Source organism: Maribacter sedimenticola (assembly GCF_900188415.1).
Classification (GTDB): Bacteria; Bacteroidota; Bacteroidia; order Flavobacteriales; family Flavobacteriaceae; genus Maribacter; species Maribacter sedimenticola.
Genome location: NZ_FZNV01000002.1, coordinates 102380 through 123373 on the forward strand (window position 1 = coordinate 102380; position 20994 = coordinate 123373).

17 protein-coding genes are annotated in these 20994 nt (G+C 38.6%); 15 read left to right on the forward strand and 2 right to left on the reverse strand.

Features of this window, described 5'->3' with window-relative positions:
* Positions 1-215 precede the first annotated feature (215 nt).
* From CHB68_RS05480 to mqo, 10 genes are all read left to right on the forward strand, one after another.
* Positions 216-968: an LOG family protein gene (locus CHB68_RS05480; protein ID WP_089259873.1), complete on the forward strand. Its 753-nt coding sequence runs from the start codon at positions 216-218 to the stop codon at positions 966-968.
* A gap of 36 nt (positions 969-1004) precedes the next feature.
* Positions 1005-1934, forward strand: a complete 930-nt coding sequence (locus tag CHB68_RS05485) for a L,D-transpeptidase (protein WP_089259874.1) — start codon at positions 1005-1007, stop codon at positions 1932-1934.
* Between the two features lie 71 nt (positions 1935-2005).
* Positions 2006-2407 (forward strand): hypothetical protein, encoded by a 402-nt coding sequence (locus CHB68_RS05490; protein WP_089260566.1) that lies wholly within the window; start codon positions 2006-2008, stop codon positions 2405-2407.
* A gap of 78 nt (positions 2408-2485) precedes the next feature.
* A complete protein-coding gene (locus CHB68_RS05495) occupies positions 2486-6820 on the forward strand; it encodes a CusA/CzcA family heavy metal efflux RND transporter (RefSeq protein ID WP_089259875.1) in 4335 nt (1444 codons plus the stop codon).
* A gap of 10 nt (positions 6821-6830) precedes the next feature.
* Complete coding sequence (locus CHB68_RS05500) at positions 6831-7973, forward strand: efflux RND transporter periplasmic adaptor subunit (protein WP_179213149.1); 1143 nt, start codon at positions 6831-6833, stop codon at positions 7971-7973.
* A gap of 82 nt (positions 7974-8055) precedes the next feature.
* Positions 8056-8493: a thioredoxin family protein gene (locus CHB68_RS05505; protein ID WP_089260568.1), complete on the forward strand. Its 438-nt coding sequence runs from the start codon at positions 8056-8058 to the stop codon at positions 8491-8493.
* A 36-nt stretch (positions 8494-8529) separates the two neighbouring features.
* Positions 8530-9474 carry an FAD:protein FMN transferase gene (locus CHB68_RS05510; RefSeq protein WP_089259876.1) on the forward strand — a complete coding sequence of 315 codons (945 nt, stop codon included), beginning with the start codon at positions 8530-8532 and terminating at the stop codon, positions 9472-9474.
* Positions 9471-9683 (forward strand): DUF4266 domain-containing protein, encoded by a 213-nt coding sequence (locus tag CHB68_RS05515; RefSeq protein WP_089259877.1) that lies wholly within the window; start codon positions 9471-9473, stop codon positions 9681-9683. The genes CHB68_RS05510 and CHB68_RS05515 overlap by 4 nt, the downstream gene beginning before the upstream one ends.
* Before the next feature lie 22 nt (positions 9684-9705).
* A complete protein-coding gene (locus CHB68_RS05520; RefSeq protein WP_089260569.1) occupies positions 9706-11031 on the forward strand; it encodes a DUF3570 domain-containing protein in 1326 nt (441 codons plus the stop codon).
* A gap of 147 nt (positions 11032-11178) precedes the next feature.
* The gene (mqo, locus tag CHB68_RS05525) at positions 11179-12675 is read left to right on the forward strand and encodes a malate dehydrogenase (quinone) (protein ID WP_089259878.1); all 1497 of its coding nucleotides are present in this window, start codon (positions 11179-11181) and stop codon (positions 12673-12675) included.
* A 67-nt stretch (positions 12676-12742) separates the two neighbouring features.
* On the opposite strand, the gene CHB68_RS05530 is transcribed toward mqo, so the two are convergent.
* Both CHB68_RS05530 and CHB68_RS05535 read right to left on the reverse strand, forming a co-directional pair.
* Positions 12743-14947 carry a xanthine dehydrogenase family protein molybdopterin-binding subunit gene (locus CHB68_RS05530; protein ID WP_089259879.1) on the reverse strand — a complete coding sequence of 735 codons (2205 nt, stop codon included), beginning with the start codon at positions 14945-14947 and terminating at the stop codon, positions 12743-12745.
* A 53-nt stretch (positions 14948-15000) separates the two neighbouring features.
* Positions 15001-15465 (reverse strand): (2Fe-2S)-binding protein, encoded by a 465-nt coding sequence (locus tag CHB68_RS05535; protein WP_089259880.1) that lies wholly within the window; start codon positions 15463-15465, stop codon positions 15001-15003.
* A gap of 327 nt (positions 15466-15792) precedes the next feature.
* Between CHB68_RS05535 and sbnA the strand changes: the two genes are divergently transcribed.
* The 5 genes from sbnA (at position 15793) to hpf (ending at position 20874) form a co-directional block, all read left to right on the forward strand.
* Positions 15793-16797 (forward strand): 2,3-diaminopropionate biosynthesis protein SbnA, encoded by a 1005-nt coding sequence (gene sbnA / locus CHB68_RS05540; protein WP_089259881.1) that lies wholly within the window; start codon positions 15793-15795, stop codon positions 16795-16797.
* Entirely contained in the window at positions 16791-18626 is a 1836-nt protein-coding gene (locus CHB68_RS05545) for an FAD/NAD(P)-binding protein (RefSeq protein WP_089259882.1), read from the forward strand. Before sbnA ends, CHB68_RS05545 begins: the two co-directional genes overlap by 7 nt.
* Positions 18601-20070, forward strand: a complete 1470-nt coding sequence (locus CHB68_RS05550) for a type III PLP-dependent enzyme domain-containing protein (RefSeq protein WP_089259883.1) — start codon at positions 18601-18603, stop codon at positions 20068-20070. The genes CHB68_RS05545 and CHB68_RS05550 overlap by 26 nt, the downstream gene beginning before the upstream one ends.
* A 91-nt stretch (positions 20071-20161) precedes the next feature.
* On the forward strand, positions 20162-20560 hold the full coding sequence (locus CHB68_RS05555; RefSeq protein WP_089259884.1) for a VOC family protein: 399 nt from the start codon (positions 20162-20164) through the stop codon (positions 20558-20560).
* Positions 20561-20571: 11 nt separating this feature from the next.
* Positions 20572-20874, forward strand: coding sequence for a ribosome hibernation-promoting factor, HPF/YfiA family (gene hpf, locus CHB68_RS05560; RefSeq protein WP_089259885.1), 303 nt, complete (start codon positions 20572-20574; stop codon positions 20872-20874).
* Positions 20875-20994 lie beyond the last annotated feature (120 nt).

A 20994-nucleotide genomic window follows, 5' to 3' on the forward strand; every position in this document is an offset into this window, starting at 1 on the left:
ACGCCTAAATAGGCCCTTTTAAATGATATGAAACAAGATTGAATGCTATATAGGCCAATTTCCATAATTCATACGATTATTACTAAAAGCGACAAACATAAATAGGATAATCATGGCTGCAAATGACAATGCTCATAGTTCAGGTATGAGCATTGTCATTTTTAAATTACTTTGTTCAAGTTACTTTGGTTGGGTATTTAATCAAAGTACAGAAAATGCTTAAAACAAATAAAAAGGATTCCCCTTGGTTTTTAACGGAAGAGCGTGCTTTCCTAGATGGCCCACGGAGCAGGTTCAAGGAACTTTGGTTTACGTTTAAGGTGCAGTTTCAATTTATCAAAGCATTTAGAAAACTACATTTTATAGGCCCCTGTGTTACCGTGTTTGGTTCTGCACGTTTTTCTGAGGAAAATGATTATTATAAGCAGGCGGAGGAAGTTGGTAAAACTTTGTCCGAAATGGGGTTTGCCGTTATGACCGGAGGCGGTCCCGGTATAATGGAAGCAGCAAATAAAGGGGCTTTTCTAAACAATGGTTATTCTGTAGGGTGTAATATTATATTGCCACATGAACAGGAGCCCAATCCCTATTTACATAAATGGATCAACATACCTTATTTTTTTGTACGCAAGTTTTTGTTGTTGAAGTACTCGTATGCATTTGTTGTAATGCCTGGCGGTATAGGCACGTTAGATGAACTGTTTGAAGCGGTAACGTTGATACAGACAAAAATGATCCACAATTTCCCCGTAATTATTTTCGGTAAGGAATACCATAAGGAACTATACAGGCATATTGAGATTATGGCTGAAAATGAAAGTATTTCAAAAGAAGATTTGGATTTGATGTTTTTAACCGATTCCGTTGAGGAAATGAAGGCTCATTTAAAGGAACATGCAGTTAAAAGATTTGGGCTCATTAAAAAACCCATGCGAACACGATGGTGGTTTGGTGAAAGTAAACGCTAGATAAAAATTATAATGGTTAAAAATCATTTAAGATATATGAAAATAACGATACAGATATGTTGTTTGGTTTTTTTTGTCGCCTGCCAGACAAATACACAACATTATGCAGAGAAGATGCAAAGCGATAGTATTGGTGTGGCAATGGAGTATAGGCCATTGGTAGAAGAGAAGAGGTTTGTTCAGATATTGAACGATGTAAAAGTAGGTGCCTATTTTCAGTATATGGATTCTGTGGTCAATACATATGATAGCATTGTGCCATATGATTTATCGGAACATTTGTTGGTACGCCATAATCCTTGGATTATAGATACTTTGGAAAACACGGATTATTATAGAATGATTGCTCGTGATTCATTTGTATATGATCAAAGACAAATGATCGTATTACCTAAAGGAAGTCAACTTCAAATTCCAGATTCGTTAAGTGCGTGTAAATTGTTGGAAGCATTTTCAAATACGGAAATTGATGTAAATGTACCGGAATATAAACTGCGCATCTTTCAAGATTCCATATTGTTATATACGTTTCCGGTTAGAGTGGGCCAGCATAGGGAGCGGTACCTAAAATTTGGTGACCGTGTAACAGATTTAAGGACAAAAACGGGCAAAGGTTCCATCATTAAACATGTAAGGCATCCTGATTTTTATAACCCAGTAAACGGCAAGCGTTTTTATGTTACCAAAAGGGATGATGAAAAAACTACGATGATGCCACAAATACCATGGATAGAGACGGAGATCAATGCAATTAGGAATGGTCAAATGATTCACCCCACCACAAATCCTAAAACCTTGGGTAAAGCGTATTCCAATGGTTGTATAGGTTTAGGCGAAGCAGATTCTTGGAGGGTCTATTACTATGCCCCTTTAGGTACCAAGCTCCGTATACGATATGACTTGAAAACGTATGATGAAGGTATGGTCATTTCCGTTTTAAAGGATGTGTATAATCTATCAAATTAGAATGAATATGAATTGGCTTTTTGAACGTGTTAAGAAACTTGTGCAAACATAATTTTATTAATTTTACTAAAGTGAACAAGCTGTTTTCCATACTATTATCATCGCTGATCATGCTGCAAAGTTTTGGTGTGCACTATGACGATATCGTTCAATTGGATGAATTGATAGAGCATGCGCAGTTCCATAGTGAACAGTATGGGGACAATATTATCGTTTTTCTGTCCAAACATTATGGTGAATTAAAGGCAGAGCACCAAAGGGACCATCAAGAAGAGAAGAAAGACCATGAAAAACTGCCGTTTAATCACAGTAGTACGTCACACACCTGTATAGCGGACATTTTTATAAATACCTATAAGGCAGATTTTAACCTAGTGGAATTTTTGGATTATAGCGCCGCAAATTTTCATTACCATGCGCCTACATCCACATTACATACCCAGGGTATCTTACAGCCCCCGCGCTTTTCATAACATAATCGATTTTTAATTTATTTAGTTCAAATTCACTTGTTGTGATTTTGGGCGACTAACATTGATGTATATGAAAAGATGCTTTCACAAATTATTAAATTCAGTTTAAGGAATAAGCTCGTAGTACTGTTGTTCACTCTGTTCATTGTGGGGTATGGGCTTTATGCACTATCACAGATTCCCATAGGTGCGGTACCCGATGTAACCAATAATCAGGTTCAGGTCATTACCACATCACGGAATCTGTCTACGCAGGATATGGAACAATTCATTACCTACCCCGTAGAATTGGAAATGGCCAATTTACCCGGAGTTCAGGAAATTCGGTCTGTATCCAAATTTGGACTATCTGTCGTAACCATTGTATTTGATGATGATCTGGGAACATATTTGCCCAGGCAATTAATTGCGGAAAAGATAGCGTCTGCATCGGAAAACATTCCTACAGGCTTTGGTACTCCACAAATGGGACCCATTACTACGGGACTAGGAGAAATTTACCAGTATATTTTGGAGGTGGAGCCAGCGTATAAGGACACCTATACCACAACGGATTTGCGAACTATACAGGATTGGATAGTAAAACGACAATTATCAGGTATACCCGGTGTTGTTGAAGTGAACACCTGGGGCGGATTTTTAAAGCAATATGAAGTAGCCATCAATAGCCAAAAGTTAAACGCCATGAACATTACTGCTAGTGATGTATTTAGGGCGCTTGAAAATAACAATAGTGTTTCTGGTGGTGGGTATATAGAAAAAGTCAATCAAGCGTATTTTATTCGTGGTGAAGGCTTGGTTGCCTCTTTGGATGACATTAAAAATATAGTAGTAAAGAATGATGGTATTCCAATTTATATTAAAGACGTGGCCACAGTGGATTTTGGAAGTGCAGTACGTTTTGGAGCAATAACCGGCAACGGGGAAGGGGAAAAAGTTTTAGGACAGGTGATGATGCTTAAGGATGCAAATTCTAAAAAAGTGATAGAAGCGGTCAAGGAACGAGTGGAATTAATTTCAACTTCACTACCAAAGGGCGTTTACATTAATCCGTTTTTGGAGCGTAGTGAGCTAATTTCAAAAACAACCTTTACGGTTACGGAAAATTTAATTTTAGGATGTCTGATCGTCATCTTTGTGGTGGTACTTTTATTGGGCAACTTTAGGTCTGGTTTAGTGGTTGCATCAGTAATTCCGTTGTGTTTGTTGTTCGCTTTATCGCTTATGTACATTTTCGGAGTAGATGCCAATTTAATGAGTTTAGGAGCTATTGATTTTGGCATTATCATCGATGGGGCAGTAATTATTGTAGAATTCATAGCGTTCGAGATTACTAGGAAACAGCAAGAATTAAATAGTCTGCAAAAGTTAGAAAAGCAGTATTTAAAAGATGAAATCACCTTTAATGGAGCTTCAAAAATGATGAATTCGGCCATTTTTGGACAATTGATCATTTTGATCGTATTTATACCCATATTGTCTTTGAGTGGTGTAGAAGGCAAAATGTTCAGGCCTATGGCATTGACATTTAGTTTTGCGCTGATCGGGGCAATGATCTTATGTTTTACCTATGTACCGGTAGCGGCATCAATCTTTATAAAGCCCGCCAAGCAAACCGATAAGAACATCTCCGTTCGTTTAATGAATTGGTTGAACAAGAAATATGCACCTATAATTGAATGGGCATTAAATAGTAAAAAAATTGTTTTAGGTATTGCAACGGTATTTCTTTTAGGTGCAATAGTATTATATAGTACCATGGGTAGTGAATTTGTACCTACATTGGATGAAGGGGATTTTGTGATCCAGCCCGTTTTAAAAACAGGGACTTCATTGAGCAAGACTGTTGAAATTACTACCGAAATCGAGAAAATTCTATTGAAAAACTTTCCGGAGGTACAACAGGTTGTTACGAGAATAGGTGCCGCAGAAGTTCCTACCGATCCTATGTCAATGGAAGAAAGCGATGTTATCATTAAACTGGCTCCAAAAGGGGAATGGACCAGTGCAACCTCCAAAGATGAACTTGCGGACAAGTTCAAAAAAGCATTGGCCGTAATACCGGGTATGGAAGTAGAATTTACCCAACCTATAGAAATGCGTTTTAATGAGTTGATTACTGGAGTTAGGGCAGATATTGCCATAAAGATTTTTGGACCGGATTTAGATGTGCTGGCTCAAAAAGGGAGCGAGATAGGTAATTTGATAAAAACGGTAGAAGGTGCTGCAGATATAAGTGTAGAGAAAATAGCGGGTCTACCGGAAATGAGGGTTCATTACAACCGGGCCAAAATTGCCCGTTATGGATTGAACATTCAAGACTTGAATGATTTGGTATCCATGGGATTTGCAGGTAAAACTGCAGGCAGTGTATTTGAGGGAGAAAAGCGTTTTGATTTAGTGGTTCGCTTAGAAAAGGATAAGCGAAAAGATTTGGATGACCTTAAAAACCTATATGTAGATATTCCTACAGGTGGTAAAGTGCCTTTGACAGAACTGGCGGAAATCAGCTATAAAAAAGGGGCGGCAAAAATTTCTAGGGACGATACCAAACGCCGAACAGTAGTTGGGGTTAATGTTCGTAACCGCGATCTACAATCTGTAGTGGACGATATTCAAACATTGATAATGGCGAACGTTAAACTACCAATAGGGTATACCATAACCTATGGCGGACAATTTGAGAATTTACAGAGCGCAAGAGACCGCCTTTTAATTGCTGTGCCTATTGCATTATTGCTCATTTTTGTGCTCCTGTATTTTGCATTTAAATCGGTAAAGGAAGCATTGATAATTTATTCCGCAATACCATTGGCGGCTGTAGGTGGCGTTGTACTGTTGTGGATGCGAGGTCTACCGTTCAGTATATCCGCAGGCGTGGGTTTTATAGCGCTGTTTGGTATAGCCGTACTCAATGGAATAGTTTTAATAGAGCATTTTAAGGAATTAAGGAAGCAGGCGTTCCCCAGTTTGGATGCGTTGATAAAACAAGGGACTACAGACCGTTTAAGAGCTGTATTGTTAACGGCCTCAGCTGCTGCCCTAGGGTTTTTGCCAATGGCAATATCTACCAATGCAGGGGCAGAAGTCCAAAGACCTTTGGCAACTGTAGTAATTGGGGGGCTTTTTACGGCCACCATTTTGACTTTGGTCGTTTTACCGGTGCTCTATTCAATCTTTGGTAAATATGAACATTCAAGAAAACCAATTCCTAAAACAACGCTGCATAATGGTATCGCTTTTATTGCACTGCTATTATCGGTTGGCGCATCGGCACAGAATACAAAAACTCAAGATCTTGACGGATTGATATCCTTGGCCCTTGAAAACAATATGGGTATAAAAGCCGGGCAGTCTAAAGTTGAGGTATCAAGGACCATGGTCAATAGTGCCTTTAATTTTGATAAGACCCATGTGTATTATGAGTATGATGAAAATAATTTAGCCATTAACGGGGTGCCGTTAAAAGTATTTGGTGTGCAACAGGATTTTCGTTTTCCTACTGAATATTTCTTCCAAAAGAGGGTGAATAAAGTAAAAAACAATTTAGTACTAACGGAATTCGATATTCAGCGTAAAGCTTTAAAAAGAGCTATGACAATTAGGTACTATGAATATCAGGTTGCACGTAAAAAAATAATGGTCTACAAACGTTTAGATAGTCTGTATGCCAATTTCTCTTCTGTTGCCGCCAGAAAGTTTGAACTAGGTGAAACCAATTATTTGGAAAAGATTACAGCGGCTTCAAAACAACGAAAAATTAACTTGGACTATGAACGGGCCGTTCAAGAATTGGCTACGGCATATAGTAATTTGTCCGGATTGGTTCAAGTTGAAGATAGCTTGATATTATCACAGGAAATACATCTTAAAATGGATGTATTGAATGCGCCAATTGAAAATTCTCCGGAGATGGCCTTTTATGAGTTACAAATGCAACTAATGGCTGCAGAAAGTACTGTTGAAAAACAGCAATTGCTTCCAGATATCAGTTTAGCTTACTTTCAAGGGTCAAATTCAGCATTGAACGACAATCTCATAGGATATCAATTGGGGTTGAAAATTCCTTTACTGTTCAGTGGGCAGGCCGCCAAAATTAAAGCGTCCAAAATTGCTAAGGAACGGGCAGTGACAGAATCGGTTTCGTACAGGGTTCAACTGCAATTAAGACAAAACATCCTATTAAAGGAATTGGAGCAGATACAAAATTCTCTCAATTATTATGAAAATGAGGGAACGGTACTATCAGACGCAATATTAAGGACCGCCCAGATTAGTTTTAAAAATGGTGAAATTGATTTCTATCAATATATACAGAGTTTGGAAAGTGCCTATGATATTCAATTGGGCTATTTGGAAAAATTAAAGGAGTATAACCAAACCGCCGCAAATATTAATTACCTAACCTTATAAATTCTGCATCATGCAAAAACATAGTTATAAAATTTTGAACGTTTTAATGCTTGCATTTCTTGTAAGTTGTGGGGGTGAAGAAAAGTCGCCCAAGGGAAGCGGGGAATCAGTTGCAGGTACTGATGACCGTATTCAAATTTCCCAAGAACAATTTGACCAAAATAATATGAAGTTGGATGTTATGAAAGAAATGCAATTTCCGGTTATGATTACTACTTCAGGGATGATAGATGTACCACCGGAAAATAGGGCTGTAGTTAGTGCCACAATGGGCGGTTATATTAAAAGGGCTCCGTTGCTTGTAGGTGATCGGGTTCGTAAAGGTCAATTATTGGTGACTATAGAAAATCCGGAGTTCGTAGCCTTACAGCAAAAATATATGGAAATTCATGGGCAATTAAGCTATTTACAGGCAGAGTACGACCGGCAACAGACCATGGTAGACGAGAAAATTTCTTCACAGAAAAGTTTTCTTAAGGCTCAGAGCGATTTTAAAACTGCCGTTGCAACCTATAATGGCTTACGTAAACAATTAAGTATGATGAACATATCTACAGAACAGGTTGAAAAAGGTAATATTAGTTCTGTGGCATCAATTTTTGCGCCCATAGCGGGTAGTATTACAAAGGTAAATGTTTCAAAAGGAACGTATGTTTCCCCTGCGGTACCTATTATGGAGATTATCAATAATGATCATATCCATTTAGAACTGTCCGTATTTGAAAAGGATATCATGAACATCAAGAAAGGACAAATGGTCGAGTTCAAAATTCCTGAATCTTCAAGGGAGACTTTTAAGGCCCAAGTGCATTTGGTAGGGACTTCTATTGACCAAAATAGAACAATAAAGGTTCATGCACATTTGGAAAACGAGGAAAAGGCAAATTTTTTAACCGGCATGTTCGTAGAAGCAAATATAATTACGGAATCAACAAAGAAAATGGCGTTGCCTACAGAGGCTATAAACATTGTAGATGACCAAGCTTATATATTGGTCCTTGACGATAAATTGGATGATCAATACTATTTTAAGCGGATGACAGTTACAACTAATGGTGATTATAATGAAATGACAGCTCTGGAGAACCTATCAGGCGATAATTTAAACAGGCAATTTTTGACCAAGGGCGCTTTTAATTTAATGGGAGAGTAAATGACCATAAACCATAATTATTAAGATACCTTAAGAAATAATTGGAACAATAATTGAAACTTGCAATTTAAAAATGACCACAATGAAAAAAGTAGTTTTCATTTTATGTGCTATCCTTTACATAAACGTTTCGTTTGCTCAAGATTGGCAGACAGATTTTACTAGGGCACAGGAATTGGCAAAAGCTAAAAATTTGCCCATTGTCCTTGTCTTTCAAGGTTCGGATTGGTGCGCTCCATGTATTAAATTGGATAGGAGCGTATGGTCTACGGAGGAATTTAGGGAATATGCCAATGACCATTATGTCATGCTACAGGCAGATTTTCCGCGAAAAAAGAGTAATGCCTTGCCTATTGAACAATTGAATAAGAACAAGGCCTTGGCTGAAAAATATAATGGTAACGGAATATTTCCTTTTGTAGTGGTCATGGACGCTACAGGTAAGGTGTATGGTGAAACAAGTTATAAAAAGCTTTCTCCCGTTGAATATATAAATGAACTAAATTCCTTTATTGAATAGGTGAAGAATAGTTTTTTCATACTAACCCTGTGCTATATGGGCCTATTGGTTGCCCAAGAACCCTATAAACGTACCATGAAGTTAATGGGTAGCCGTTTTGATATTACGGTGGTTGCTAAAGATCTTGTTGAAGCTAATGGATATATTGACCTGGCTGTCAATGAAATAACAAGAATAGAGCAATTAATTTCCTCTTGGGACGCAAATTCCCAGACAGCTGAGGTCAATAGAAATGCAGGTATACGACCGGTACAGGTAAATGCGGAATTATTTGAACTTATACAAAGGGCGATAAGTATTTCCAAATTGACAGATGGGGCTTTTGATATCAGTTATGCCTCTATGGACAACATCTGGCGGTTTGATGGTAGTATGAAGGCAATGCCTACCGCAGAGGAAATCAAGGCATCCGTTTCTAAAGTAGGGTATCAGCATATTGTGCTGAATAAGGAGAACAGTACGGTTTTTCTAAAATCAAAAGGCATGAAAATTGGTTTTGGAGCCATAGGTAAAGGGTATGCGGCAGATAAGGCTAAAGATGTATTGATTGCCAAGGGTGTCGTTGCAGGGATTATCAATGCGTCCGGTGATATGAATACTTGGGGCAAGCAACCAAATGGAAACGAATGGAATGTTGCCATAACCAACCCAATGGACAAAAACAAGGTGTTCGCTGTATTGCCCATTACCAATGGGGCGGTAGTAACTTCCGGTAATTATGAAAAGTACGTAACTTTTGATAATGTAAGATATACGCATATAATAGACCCAAGGAGTGGCTATCCGGCTACGGGAATCATTAGCGTTACAGTGTTTGCACCAAAAGCGGAATTGGCAGATGCCCTCGCTACATCGGTATTTGTAATGGGTAAGGATGTCGGGTTAAATCGTATCGAACAATTGCCCAAAGTAGCGTGCATTATTATAGATGATAAAGGAAATATCATTACATCAAAAAATATAGAAATAGAAAAATCATGATACGAACATTATTAGTTCTGGTGCTTGTTATTAGCGCGTTGAGTAGCTGTACGGTTTTAAAGGAATATGAAAAAATAAATATCAATGACCCGGATATGGCTTTGCAGGATAAAAAGGTGGACCGTAATGTAACGATTATGCATTCGTATAGGGAAGCTGCCGCTGGGGCCAATGGAGGTAAAACAGGCGGAGGTTGTGGTTGTAATTAATGGGGACGTAAAGTTGCAAAAAATGAATTTTTTCAAGAAAATAGGTAGTTTGGTATTACTGTTCCTAACTGCAACGGGCTATGCCCAGCAAGATCAGGATTCTGTTAAGACCTATAAAAAAAGAGTGTTGGAAACTACCGAGGTAGATTTTTTGACCAGTTATTATTCACAGGACGGTGATAATGCCGCTGTAAGTGGAGGTTTGGGAACTGAAGAGTTAACGGACATTACGGGGACATTTGTGGTGGCCATTCCTCTTAACGATGATGACGTGTTAACCATTGATGCAGGCGTTTCAGCGTATACATCGGCATCATCAAGTAATGTTGATCCATTTGACGGCGCACAACCGGCAGATCCTTTTGTAGCTAGTTCCGGAGCTTCAAGTTCAGATACTTGGGCAAATATTACGGGCGCATATAGCCATAGTTCAGATGATAGAAATACAATAGTTACAGGTAAACTTTCGGTATCCTCGGAATACGATTATTTTTCTGTTGGTTTTGGGGGTGGATTAACCAAATTGTTCAATGAGAAAAATACCGAGGTTAGTATAAATGCAAATGTATATCTCGATACTTGGAATTCTATTTATCCCACGGAGTTGAGGCCATTTGCCAGTGGAGCCAATGGCTTGGCCAATGGGTTCTTTTCAAATAAAACAATAACGGGTAATGCCAATTACGATCCTGTGTTTGAAAAATTTACCGATGAATCCAGAAATTCTTACACCTTGGGCTTTGGGTTCTCCCAAATTTTAGGTAAAAATCTGCAAGGTTCATTGGCATTGGATTTGGTTAAGCAACAAGGGTTGCTGTCCACACCGTTTCAACGCGTATATTTTGCAGATGTGGCCGATTCGTTTATCGAAAATTTTCAACTTGCGGATGCCATAGAGCAATTACCTGATAGCCGATTTAAAATTGCGGCGGGCGGGCGTTTAAACTGGTTTGTTAATGAAACCATAGTTGTAAGAAGTTATTATCGGTATTATAATGATGATTGGGGAATAAGGTCACACACCGCAAATGTGGAACTGCCCATTAAATTATCGGATAAGTTTACGGTATATCCTTCGTACAGATTTTACGAACAGTCTGCCGCAGATTATTTTAAGGGATATGAAGAAGCTTTGTCTACGGATACATTTTATACTTCAGATTATGATTTATCGGAATATTCGGCAAATCAATTTGGAGTGGGCATATCGTATACGGACATTTTTACCACAATGCATATTTGGAAATTAGGTCTTAAGAGTATTGATGTGAAATTTTATAAATACGATAGGGATACCACGTTCAGTTCCAGTATTATTACCGCAGGATTTAAGTTTGTAATGGACTGACCCGCTAGCTAGAACAAGGTATTGAACAGGCCTCTAGGCCTGTTTTTTGTTTTTGGAACAAGGTTTAAAATGCCAAATCATTTAGAAAATGCCATTTGAAATAAGTAACTTTTCAAACGTTTATGGTGAAATAAAATAGTGATGTGAATGGACTTAAGAAAAGAATATGACTTAGTATGTGTAGGAGCGGGTATAATGAGTGCAACCTTGGCATTACTGGTAAAACAGTTAAAGCCAGATCTTAAGGTACTTATTGTTGAACGGTTGGATAAAGTGGCACAAGAAAGTTCAGCTGCCTGGAACAATGCCGGTACAGGTCATTCAGCTTTGTGCGAGTTAAATTATACCCCAGCGGATAAAAATGGGGATGTAAACATTACCAAGGCAATTGATATCTGTACACAATTTGAAATTTCTAAACAATATTGGTCTTATTTAGTGGACCAAGGATTAATTAAAGAACCCAGATCATTTATAAATCCGGTGCCACATCATAGTTGGGTAAGGGGCAAAGAGAATGCGGATTATTTGGAAAAACGTTATAAAGCGTTGAAGGAGCATTTTATGTTTAATACCATAACATTTACTAGAGATGTGAATAAGATGGAGAATTGGTTTCCCCTTATGATGCGCGGACGAACAAATGAAGAGATTATGGCCGCCTCTAGAATAGATAGGGGAACAGAAATGAACTATGGGGCGTTAACAGAACAATTATTTGCCATACTAGAAAAGGAATATAATACAAAAGTTTTGTTTAATACGGAGGTAGAGGATATTGATCCCGACCATGATGAGGATTGGCTTCTTAAAATGGAAAATCTTAAAAATGGCAAAAAAAGTACTTTAGATGCCCAACATGTATTTATAGGTGCTGGAGGTGGCAGTCTATTATTGTTGCAAAAAGTGGAAATTGAAGAAAAAGATGGTTACGGCGGTTTTCCGGTGAGTGGGGAATGGCTAGTCTGTAAGAATAGGGAGATTATTGAACAACATAATGCAAAAGTATATAGTAAGGCGGGTATAGGAGATCCACCCATGTCGGTTCCCCATTTAGATACACGATATATCAATGGTAAGCGTGAACTTCTATTTGGGCCGTTTGCAGGGTTTAGTCCCAAATTTTTAAAAGAAGGCTCAAATTTGGATTTGTTGAAATCTATCAATTTTGACAATATACCTTCTATGTGGGGCGTGTTTTGGCACAACTTACCACTTACAAAATATCTTATAGAACAGGTTGCTATGAGTTTTGAGGATAGAATGGAATCCCTGAGAACTTTTATAAAAGATGCCAAAAATGAGGATTGGGAAATTTTAGTGGCCGGTCAACGGGTGCAGACCATTAAAAAAGATGAATTTGAAGGTGGTTCGTTGGAATTTGGAACCCAACTGGTAAGCAGTAAGGATGGTAAGATCACTTGTTTGTTAGGCGCATCACCAGGGGCATCTACTTCCGTGAAAATTATGTTGAATGTTTTGGAAAAAGCGTTTCCCGAAATAATGACTACGGATAAGGGTACACAATTACTTAAAAAAATGGTGCCGTTTTATACCCAGGAAGTTACCAAAAATTTGTTTGATACTTGCCTACAAAGGTCCAATGAAATATTAGGTTTAAACCGAGATTTGGTAAAAGAATAATTGCAAAAGAAAACGCCGTAATGGGTTTCATAACGGCGTTTTCAAATTTCACTATAGCATAAGGGTGTTAACCTAAAACAGGTTTTTGCGTTATAAACGGTTGTTTGTAATATCTTTGACCGGTTGCTTTGTACAAGGCATTTGCCAATGCGCCCACCACCGGTGGTAATGAAGGCTCTCCAAGTCCTGTGGGGTCAATGCCGTTATCCACAAAATAACTTTCTATTTCCCTTGGTGCTTCCTTATGGCGAATTAAGCGGTAAGTATCAAAATTGGATTGTTGGGGTATCCCGTCCATAAAGGTCATTTCACTATAAGTGGCATGACCAATACCATCTATAATACCTCCCTCAATTTGATTTTTTGCCGCCATAGGGTTGATTACGATTCCGCAATCTACCGCACACCAAACTTTATCTACTTTTGGCGGATTGGAATCCTTGGTCAAATCCAACACTTGGGCAACATAGGAATTATGGCAATAATAAGCGGATACTCCTCTTGCCACGCCATTTTTTACACTGCCGTCCCAACCAGATTTCTCTTTGACCAACTTAAGGACACCTGCATAACGTTCTGGGTCATAATCATTCTTTTCAGGGTTGCCCACAGGATCTTTCATGGCCCTGTCAAATAATTCTAATCTAAATTCTATAGGGTCCTTTCCGGCCGCTTCGGCAACTTCGTCCATAAAGGATTGTTCCGCACCTGCAACAAAATTTGAACGGGGCGCACGCCATGCTCCAGTAGTAACATTGGTTTCAAGAACAAATTTCTCCGCTTTATAATTATCTACCGCACCCGCTGGAAACCTATTTTCAAAAATGAGGTCGTCATTGGAGCCAACGCCTTTTACATGCCAGGCGATTAAATTTCCATCCTTGTCCAAACCGGCCTTATATTTCACTTTATAGGTGGGTCTGTACGTTCCTTGTGTCATGTCATCCTCACGGGTATAGACCAATTTTACAGGGGCTTGCATCTTTTGCGAAATTACGGCAGCCTCAACGCCAAAGGTACCATAGAGTCTCCTTCCAAATCCGCCGCCCATTCGGGTCATTTTTATATCAATTTTTTCTACCGGTAGATTTAGACGTGAAGCCAAGGATTTTTCCAAAAATTCCGGGGTTTGTATAGGCCCGTTCAGTATAGCGCGTTCAGCGGTGACATCGGCATAGAAATTCATGGGCTCCATGGTATTATGCGCAAGAAAGGGTGCACTATAGGTACGTTCAATGATTTGTGCCGCACGGTTAAAAGCCTTGGCGACATTACCATCGTTTCGTGCCGGTTCCTTGGCGTTGGTATTCAGTAATTTTTCCAAAGCTTCTTCATGATAAGCTGTACTTTCTAGGGTAGATGAGTTTTCCCATTCAACGTTCAGCGCTTTCTTTGCCATCATACATTGCCACGTACTCTCGCCAACTATTGCTACCAGTTTTGCAATACCGCCACCGTCAGACCATTGTTGTTCCATGTCATCAGGGTATACATCTATGGGAAACACTTCTTTTATCCCGGGCATGGATGATACGGATTCTGCATTCATTGATTTATAGGTCATTCCAAAAGCTGGCGGATGCACGATCATTGCCGTTAACATGCCCTCTTCTTGAATATCGATACCGAATAATGGTTTTCCTGTTACAATGTTTGGTCCGTCCACATTACGTTTATCGGTACCAATGATGCTAAAATCCTTGGTATCCTTAAGCACTACTTCCTCGGGTACGGGTATGGTGGCCGCTTTTGAGGCCATTTCACCAAATCCGGCGGATTTATCGGAACCTTTGTGTGTAATGACACCTGCGTCAATGGTAATTTCCGAAGCAGGTACCTGCCACGTATCAGCAGCGGCAGCGATCAACATATGTTTTGCGGTGGCTCCGGCCATACGTAGGCCTTCCCAGCTTGCACGAATAGATTGGCTTCCACCGGCTATTTGCCTTTGAAAGATATCTGTGTTCAATGGTGCTTGTTCAACGATTACATTGTTCCAGTCTACGCCGAGTTCATCCGCAACGATCATGGGCATACTGGTTTTTACATTTTGACCAATTTCAGGGTTTGGTGATGCAATCGTTACAATGCCGTTGTCGCCAATTTTTAAAAAGGCGTTGATATTGAACCATTCTTTGGGCATTCTGCTTACCTGTTCCGGTGTTGGGTTACATGAGGCCAACCAGCTAAAACCTAATAAAAGGCCTCCACCGGCAAGTGTACTGCTTTTAAGAAAGGAGCGTCTGTTATATGATGTTTTTATGAGTGTCATTTGTTTAAAATTTTATGGAGGTGAACAACCCTTTGGATATGGGGGCAAAATAACTACGCATTTTGTAGATTAGCGGCATTTTTAATAGCCTTTTTTATTCGCGTATAAGTTCCACATCGGCAGATATTTCCGTGCATGGCATTTTCTATTTCCTCATCAGTTGGGTTAGGGTTCTTTTTTAAAAATGCACTAGCGTTCATGATTTGTCCGGCTTGGCAGTAGCCACATTGATATACATCCTCTTCTAACCAAGCTTTTTGTACAGGATGGTCGCCATTTTCTGAGAGTCCTTCAATAGTCGTAATTGCTTGCTCTCCAACTGCCGAGACCGGAAGTTGACAGGAGCGTACCGCATTATCGTTTAAATGTACCGTACAGGCGCCACACTGGGCTATACCACAACCAAATTTGGTGCCTACCATTTGTAAATGGTCGCGTAGCACCCAGAGCATTGGGGTGGTAGGGTCAACATCTACTTGTTCTGTTTTTCCGTTGATTTTTAAACTGAAATTAGCCATTTGTTTTTACTGTTTGTTTGAGTCCTTTGAAATTAAGGATTTTTTATATGCATCGGTCATAAAATTCCAATTAAATAGCGTTAAAATTAGCAAGGCGTATGGCATTGTAAGGGTTATGTTATAAGAGTTCGTATTCATGCTTGATTAAGGAGGAGATTTAAACAAAAAAGTATGCCTGTGCTTTATTTACAAATTATTGCTTCTAAAGGTAAAAGAGCTATTTATAGATGGTATTGTGCTATTTGTTTGCGCAGGATGCGGGTATTTTTATGAAATACAAAGAGACTGTGCTCATTGTTACTTGAACATGGTCAAAATCCGTAGCATATGATAACTCAAAATATAACACATAAACTATCAGAATCTATTATAGACACCATTGGAAGTACCCCTTTGGTCAATCTTGCAAATATGGTAGAAAAGAAAAAGTTTAATCTATATGGCAAATTAGAGGCTGCAAATCCGGGAGGAAGTATAAAGGACAGGACTTCGTTGTTTATTTTAAAGCAGGCGTTGGAAAATGGCAGGATAAAAAAGGGAGATACCATCGTGGAGTCCAGCTCCGGGAATATGGCCGTAGGCCTGGCCCAGGCATGTTTGTATTATGGACTTCAGCTTGTGGTGGTGGTAGACCCAAAATTGAATTCACACACAGAAAAAATATTGAAAACCTATAACGCACGTATTGAAAGGGTAACCAAACCTTTGGATAATGGGGGGTTCTTGGGGGCAAGGTTAGAACGGGTACAATGGTTGTTGAATACCATACCCAATAGTTTTTGGACCAACCAATATGGTAATCCGGATAATCCATTGACCCACCATTCCACTATGACGGAAATATTAGATGCACTGCATGGAAAGTTAGATTATCTATTTGTTGCCACAAGTACTTGTGGTACGCTTATGGGCTGTGCCGATTTTATATATGAGAATAATTTGAACACCAAAATCATTGCGGTAGACGCAGTTGGTAGTGTGTTGTTTGGCGGTCCACCGTTAAAACGACTTATTCCAGGTCATGGTGCAGGGGTGCCCTCCCAATTTTTGGATACCTCCAGAATACATGATTATATATATGTTGATGACGTTGATTGCGCCAGGGGGTGTTGGTCAATATTAGAAAAAGAGGCTATACTTTGTGGTGGTTCATCTGGCGGTATGATAAGTGCTGTAAGAAAGTATGCGGATAAGATTGGGGAAGACAGCAATTGCGCATTATTTCTTTGCGATCGCGGTGAACGGTATTTGGATACAATTTATAACAAAAAATGGCTGTTAAGGGAATTGCCGGAAAGTAAATCCGCATTTACTCCTTTAGGTGGATGGTAAGAGGAATGGATGAAATGAACGATGAACATATATACAAGATTGCAATTGTAGGTTTTGGACCTAAGGGCCTGTATGGTCTTGAGCGTCTTACGGCTTTTTTGAAAGATAGGGCAATCTCAAAAAATGTTGAGGTTCATATTTTCAATAGTACCTCCTTTTTTGGTGCAGGTGATGTGTATAGAACCGATCAGCCGCACTGCCTTATCATGAATTACGCCAATGGAAATATTAACGTGTGGCCCAAGCAATTACCGAAGCCGATACCAAACCATACTCCAGATTTTGTAGCATGGTTGAAGGAAAGAAATGTGAAGAAAAGTTCAACTACTGATTTTGCCCCTAGGGCAATGGTGGGTACATATTTAAATGAGAGCTATCATAAACTAATAAGCCATTTACCTGTTAATGTTAACGTTGTACCTCATATAGGCTGGGTGGTAAATGTGGAAAATAGTAAACCGGGATTTGCCTTGTATTATACAAATGAAAAAGAACAAGAATCAACTATAGCGGTAGATCAAATCCTATTTACCACGGGGCACATTACATATAAATCTCACATTGCGCCAAAACGGGCATCCGAGAACAATATTGGCTTTATATATCCTACCGATAAAAAACTTGTTGTGGTAGCGCCAGGAACGTCTGTTGCGATTAAGGGAATGGGGCTAACTTGCATAGATGCCGTTTTAGCGTTAACGGAAGGTAGGGGAGGTAATTTTATTAAAAATGCAGATAATTTTTTTAACTACGTGGCATCTGGTCAGGAACCCAAACAAATGCATCTATTTTCAAGGTCTGGGTTGCCAATGGTTCCCAGGGATGGAACCCCGTTAGATGACAAACCCCTTCAATTTTTTACCGAGAAAGCGCTTATCAAAATAAAAGCGAGAAGACCAATCAACTTTAATGAAACTCTTTTACCATTAATAAAGAAAGAATTCTATTGGGCATATTACCGTACCTTATTTCAACAATATGGTTGGGAACTAAAGGGAGGTCTTGATTTTGAGAAGATAAGGGCGCAAGTAGTGCAATTTCATAAGCAATTTAGAAATGTGACCTATTTTAGCTGGCAGCGTATTGTAAATCCTTTTGCGGAAAAAAGAAATATTACTAATGGGGAATTGAGGGAGTATATTCAATTTTTAATTCATCAAGCGGAATTGGGGGCTGATAAAAGTCCATTTATAGCGGCCGTAAGTACCTGGAGAAAAATAAGTCCGTTGTTTAATGAACTATACAGTTATGGTGGTTTGGATGCAGCTTCGCATAAAGAATTTGACACCTATTATTTTGGGCTGTTCAACAGGCTGTCGTACGGACCGCCTATTGAGAACATGAAGAAAATATTGGCGCTTCATACCAGTGGGTTGTTAAATTTTTCCTTTGCAAAATCGGTAACGGTGGTGAAAGGTAATGATGATGGGGAATGGTCGCTAATTGGGGAAAAGAGAAAAGAAACAAAGGTTCAATTTTTAATCAATGCTACCATTCCCAGGGCCGGACAGCAGGGATTTAAAAATGAACTTTATCAGAATTTAGAGAAAAACAAGTATATCACTCCTTTTATAAATTCATCAAGTTCTACTTACCATCCCGGTTGTATCGCTTTAAATAAAAATGGAAATCCAGTAAATGAATATGGTGAGGTCAATAAGGCCTTTACGTTTTACGGAACACCTACAGAGGGTATAACGTATGACAATGATACCCTTTCACGTACCCGCAATGATTTTGCTACCATCTGGGCCAAATATATTTGTAAGGATCTACAGAACAAAAATAGAAGAATAGCACATTATGAAAGAGAAGAACAAGTATTATAAAGGCAATCAAAAAAAAGGGTTGACCCCAATTACGTCGCATTGGATGCACGAAATTTTCAATGACCAAGAAGTATTAAGAGGGGTGATGGAAAAGTACGGTTCTCCCATTAATGTTCACCATTTACCAACATTTAACGATAACTGTGCGCGTTATAAAGATTTATTTAAATCGTACGATTTAAAATATCAAATTTTCTATGCTAGAAAGGCCAATAAATCCAAGGGTTTGGTAAAACAAGCGTTTAGATCTGGCATAGGAGTGGATACCGCAAGTTTTAAAGAGTTGGAACAATCTTTGGCCCTAGGAGGAAATGGTAAAAATTTAGTATTGACATCGGCCATTAAGACTGAAGAACAAATAGCATTGGCCATAAATAATGAGGTTCCAATAATTTTAGATAACGAGGATGAATGTGTGTTAACGGAACAAGTAGCCAAAAAAATGGGTCTGCGGGCCAAAGTTGGTTTCCGTATAAGTGGATTTGAGGTCAAAGGTGAAAAGTTATATAGCAGGTTTGGTTTTGATATTGACCAAGTCACAAATTTTATTGCATCATATGTAGGTGATACAAAGACCTTTGAAAACTTAGATGTTACAGGACTTCATTTTCATTTGGACGGATATTCAACCTACCAGCGTAGTATTGCACTATTAACTTGTATTAAAATTGGAAATGACTTAAAACGAAAAGGGTTTCCTGTTACATTTATTGATATGGGCGGGGGTATTCTCATGAATTATTTAGAAGATGAACGCCAATGGATAGATTTTAATGATTCGCTACAAAAAGCCGTTACAACAGGAAACAATACCATTACCTTCAATGATAATGGGTTGGGGTATAGGTTAGAAGATGGTAAGCTACGTGGAAAATTAAATACCTATCCGTACTTCAATAAGGTTAACAAAAATTCATTTTTAAAAGAAGTTTTGGATTATGTAGATGCCGATTCTGGATTATCCTTGGCCGCATTACTTCGTAAAAACCATTTTGAAATTAGGATAGAACCCGGTCGTTCCTTATTGGACCAAGTAGGCGTGACCATTGCCAAAGTAGTCTATAGAAAACAAGATGCCAAAAAACAATGGTTGGTTGGCCTTGAGATGAATATGAGCCAGATGATGAGCTCAAGCGCAGATTTTCTATTGGATCCATATATAATTCATACCAGTGAAACTTCAGATAAGGAGAACGTTGATGTATTTTTTACTGGAGCTTATTGTTTAGAAAGGGATGTATTATTGAAGCGAAAAATAAGCTTAAGCAGGCTACCGGCCATTGGGGATTATGTCGCTTTTGTAAATACAGCTGGTTATATGATGCATTTTTTCGAAACGGAGGCACATTTATTTGATCTTTCCACTAATTTAATGCATACAGGTACAGATGAAAAGTTATCGTTTTTTCAATTTATTGATGATAATAAGATTGTATTGGAGTAATATTTGGCAAAAATGAAATGAATCAATAAGAAAATGGTATAAGCCAAACTAAAAATGCTTCTTGTGGTACCTTGTAATAAAACAATATAAAATGAAAATACAAGCATATTTAGCATTTAACGGAAACTGCCAAGAGGCATTGAATTTTTACGCCAATTTATTTGGTGCGGAGGTAAAGAATAGGCAAACGTATGAAGATAAGGAAATAGATGTTCCATCATCATACCGTCAAAAATTACAGCATGCGGAATTAAAAGGTAAAGGCGTGCATTTTATGGCTTATGATGCTTCACCAGATACCCCTTTGAACAATGGAAACCAGATTAATATGAGTGTTGATTTGGATAATTTGGACGAGGGAAAACAATTGTTCAAGGATTTGTCCAGTGGAGGACAGGTTCATCATGAATTTAGGGAACGTGAATGGGGACATTTTGGTAGATGTACCGATCGTTTTGGAATTGGTTGGATGGTTAACGTTGATAAATAGAAAATAGATATATGGATATTATATATGAGTATGACGGAGTAACGGCAAGTGATAGGCTTGAAGCGTTTGCCAAGGAAAAATTAAATAAACTGCACGCTAAATTTGATGATGTAATACGGGCAGATGTGTTTTTTAAGGATGAAAACACATCATCTACTGATACGGGTAAAATCTGTAATATTAGATTGAGTTTGCCCGGTCCCAGAATTTTTGCTGAAGCCAGTAACGAAAATTTTGAGGAATCGGTGAGTGAGTCCGTACGTGAACTGGAACGACAGTTGAGAAAAAGGAAGGATAAACTAAAAACCTATTAAATTAAAACAATGAAGAAGGCCCTAATACTTTATTTTGGCAAAAAGTTCTATAAGCAATGGTTACAAAAAAAGCGAAAAAACAAAAGTCTTAAGACGTCGTAAAAATTTGTAGATAATTAA

What these genes read in the sequence shown, in the direction of transcription:
- CHB68_RS05480 (WP_089259873.1), top strand. Translation starts at nt 216, where the DNA reads ATGCTTAAAACAAATAAAAAGGATTCCCCTTGGTTTTTAACGGAAGAG.
- CHB68_RS05545 (WP_089259882.1), top strand. Translation starts at nt 16,791, where the DNA reads ATGGTAAGAGGAATGGATGAAATGAACGATGAACATATATACAAGATT.
- CHB68_RS05505 (WP_089260568.1), top strand. Translation starts at nt 8,056, where the DNA reads ATGAAAAAAGTAGTTTTCATTTTATGTGCTATCCTTTACATAAACGTT.
- CHB68_RS05485 (WP_089259874.1), top strand. Translation starts at nt 1,005, where the DNA reads ATGAAAATAACGATACAGATATGTTGTTTGGTTTTTTTTGTCGCCTGC.
- CHB68_RS05550 (WP_089259883.1), top strand. Translation starts at nt 18,601, where the DNA reads ATGAAAGAGAAGAACAAGTATTATAAAGGCAATCAAAAAAAAGGGTTG.
- sbnA (WP_089259881.1), top strand. Translation starts at nt 15,793, where the DNA reads ATGATAACTCAAAATATAACACATAAACTATCAGAATCTATTATAGAC.
- CHB68_RS05510 (WP_089259876.1), top strand. Translation starts at nt 8,530, where the DNA reads ATGGGCCTATTGGTTGCCCAAGAACCCTATAAACGTACCATGAAGTTA.
- hpf (WP_089259885.1), top strand. Translation starts at nt 20,572, where the DNA reads ATGGATATTATATATGAGTATGACGGAGTAACGGCAAGTGATAGGCTT.
- CHB68_RS05500 (WP_179213149.1), top strand. Translation starts at nt 6,831, where the DNA reads ATGCAAAAACATAGTTATAAAATTTTGAACGTTTTAATGCTTGCATTT.
- CHB68_RS05520 (WP_089260569.1), top strand. Translation starts at nt 9,706, where the DNA reads ATGAATTTTTTCAAGAAAATAGGTAGTTTGGTATTACTGTTCCTAACT.
- mqo (WP_089259878.1), top strand. Translation starts at nt 11,179, where the DNA reads ATGGACTTAAGAAAAGAATATGACTTAGTATGTGTAGGAGCGGGTATA.
- CHB68_RS05495 (WP_089259875.1), top strand. Translation starts at nt 2,486, where the DNA reads ATGCTTTCACAAATTATTAAATTCAGTTTAAGGAATAAGCTCGTAGTA.
- CHB68_RS05535 (WP_089259880.1), bottom strand. Translation starts at nt 15,465, where the DNA reads ATGGCTAATTTCAGTTTAAAAATCAACGGAAAAACAGAACAAGTAGAT.
- CHB68_RS05530 (WP_089259879.1), bottom strand. Translation starts at nt 14,947, where the DNA reads ATGACACTCATAAAAACATCATATAACAGACGCTCCTTTCTTAAAAGC.
- CHB68_RS05555 (WP_089259884.1), top strand. Translation starts at nt 20,162, where the DNA reads ATGAAAATACAAGCATATTTAGCATTTAACGGAAACTGCCAAGAGGCA.
- CHB68_RS05515 (WP_089259877.1), top strand. Translation starts at nt 9,471, where the DNA reads ATGATACGAACATTATTAGTTCTGGTGCTTGTTATTAGCGCGTTGAGT.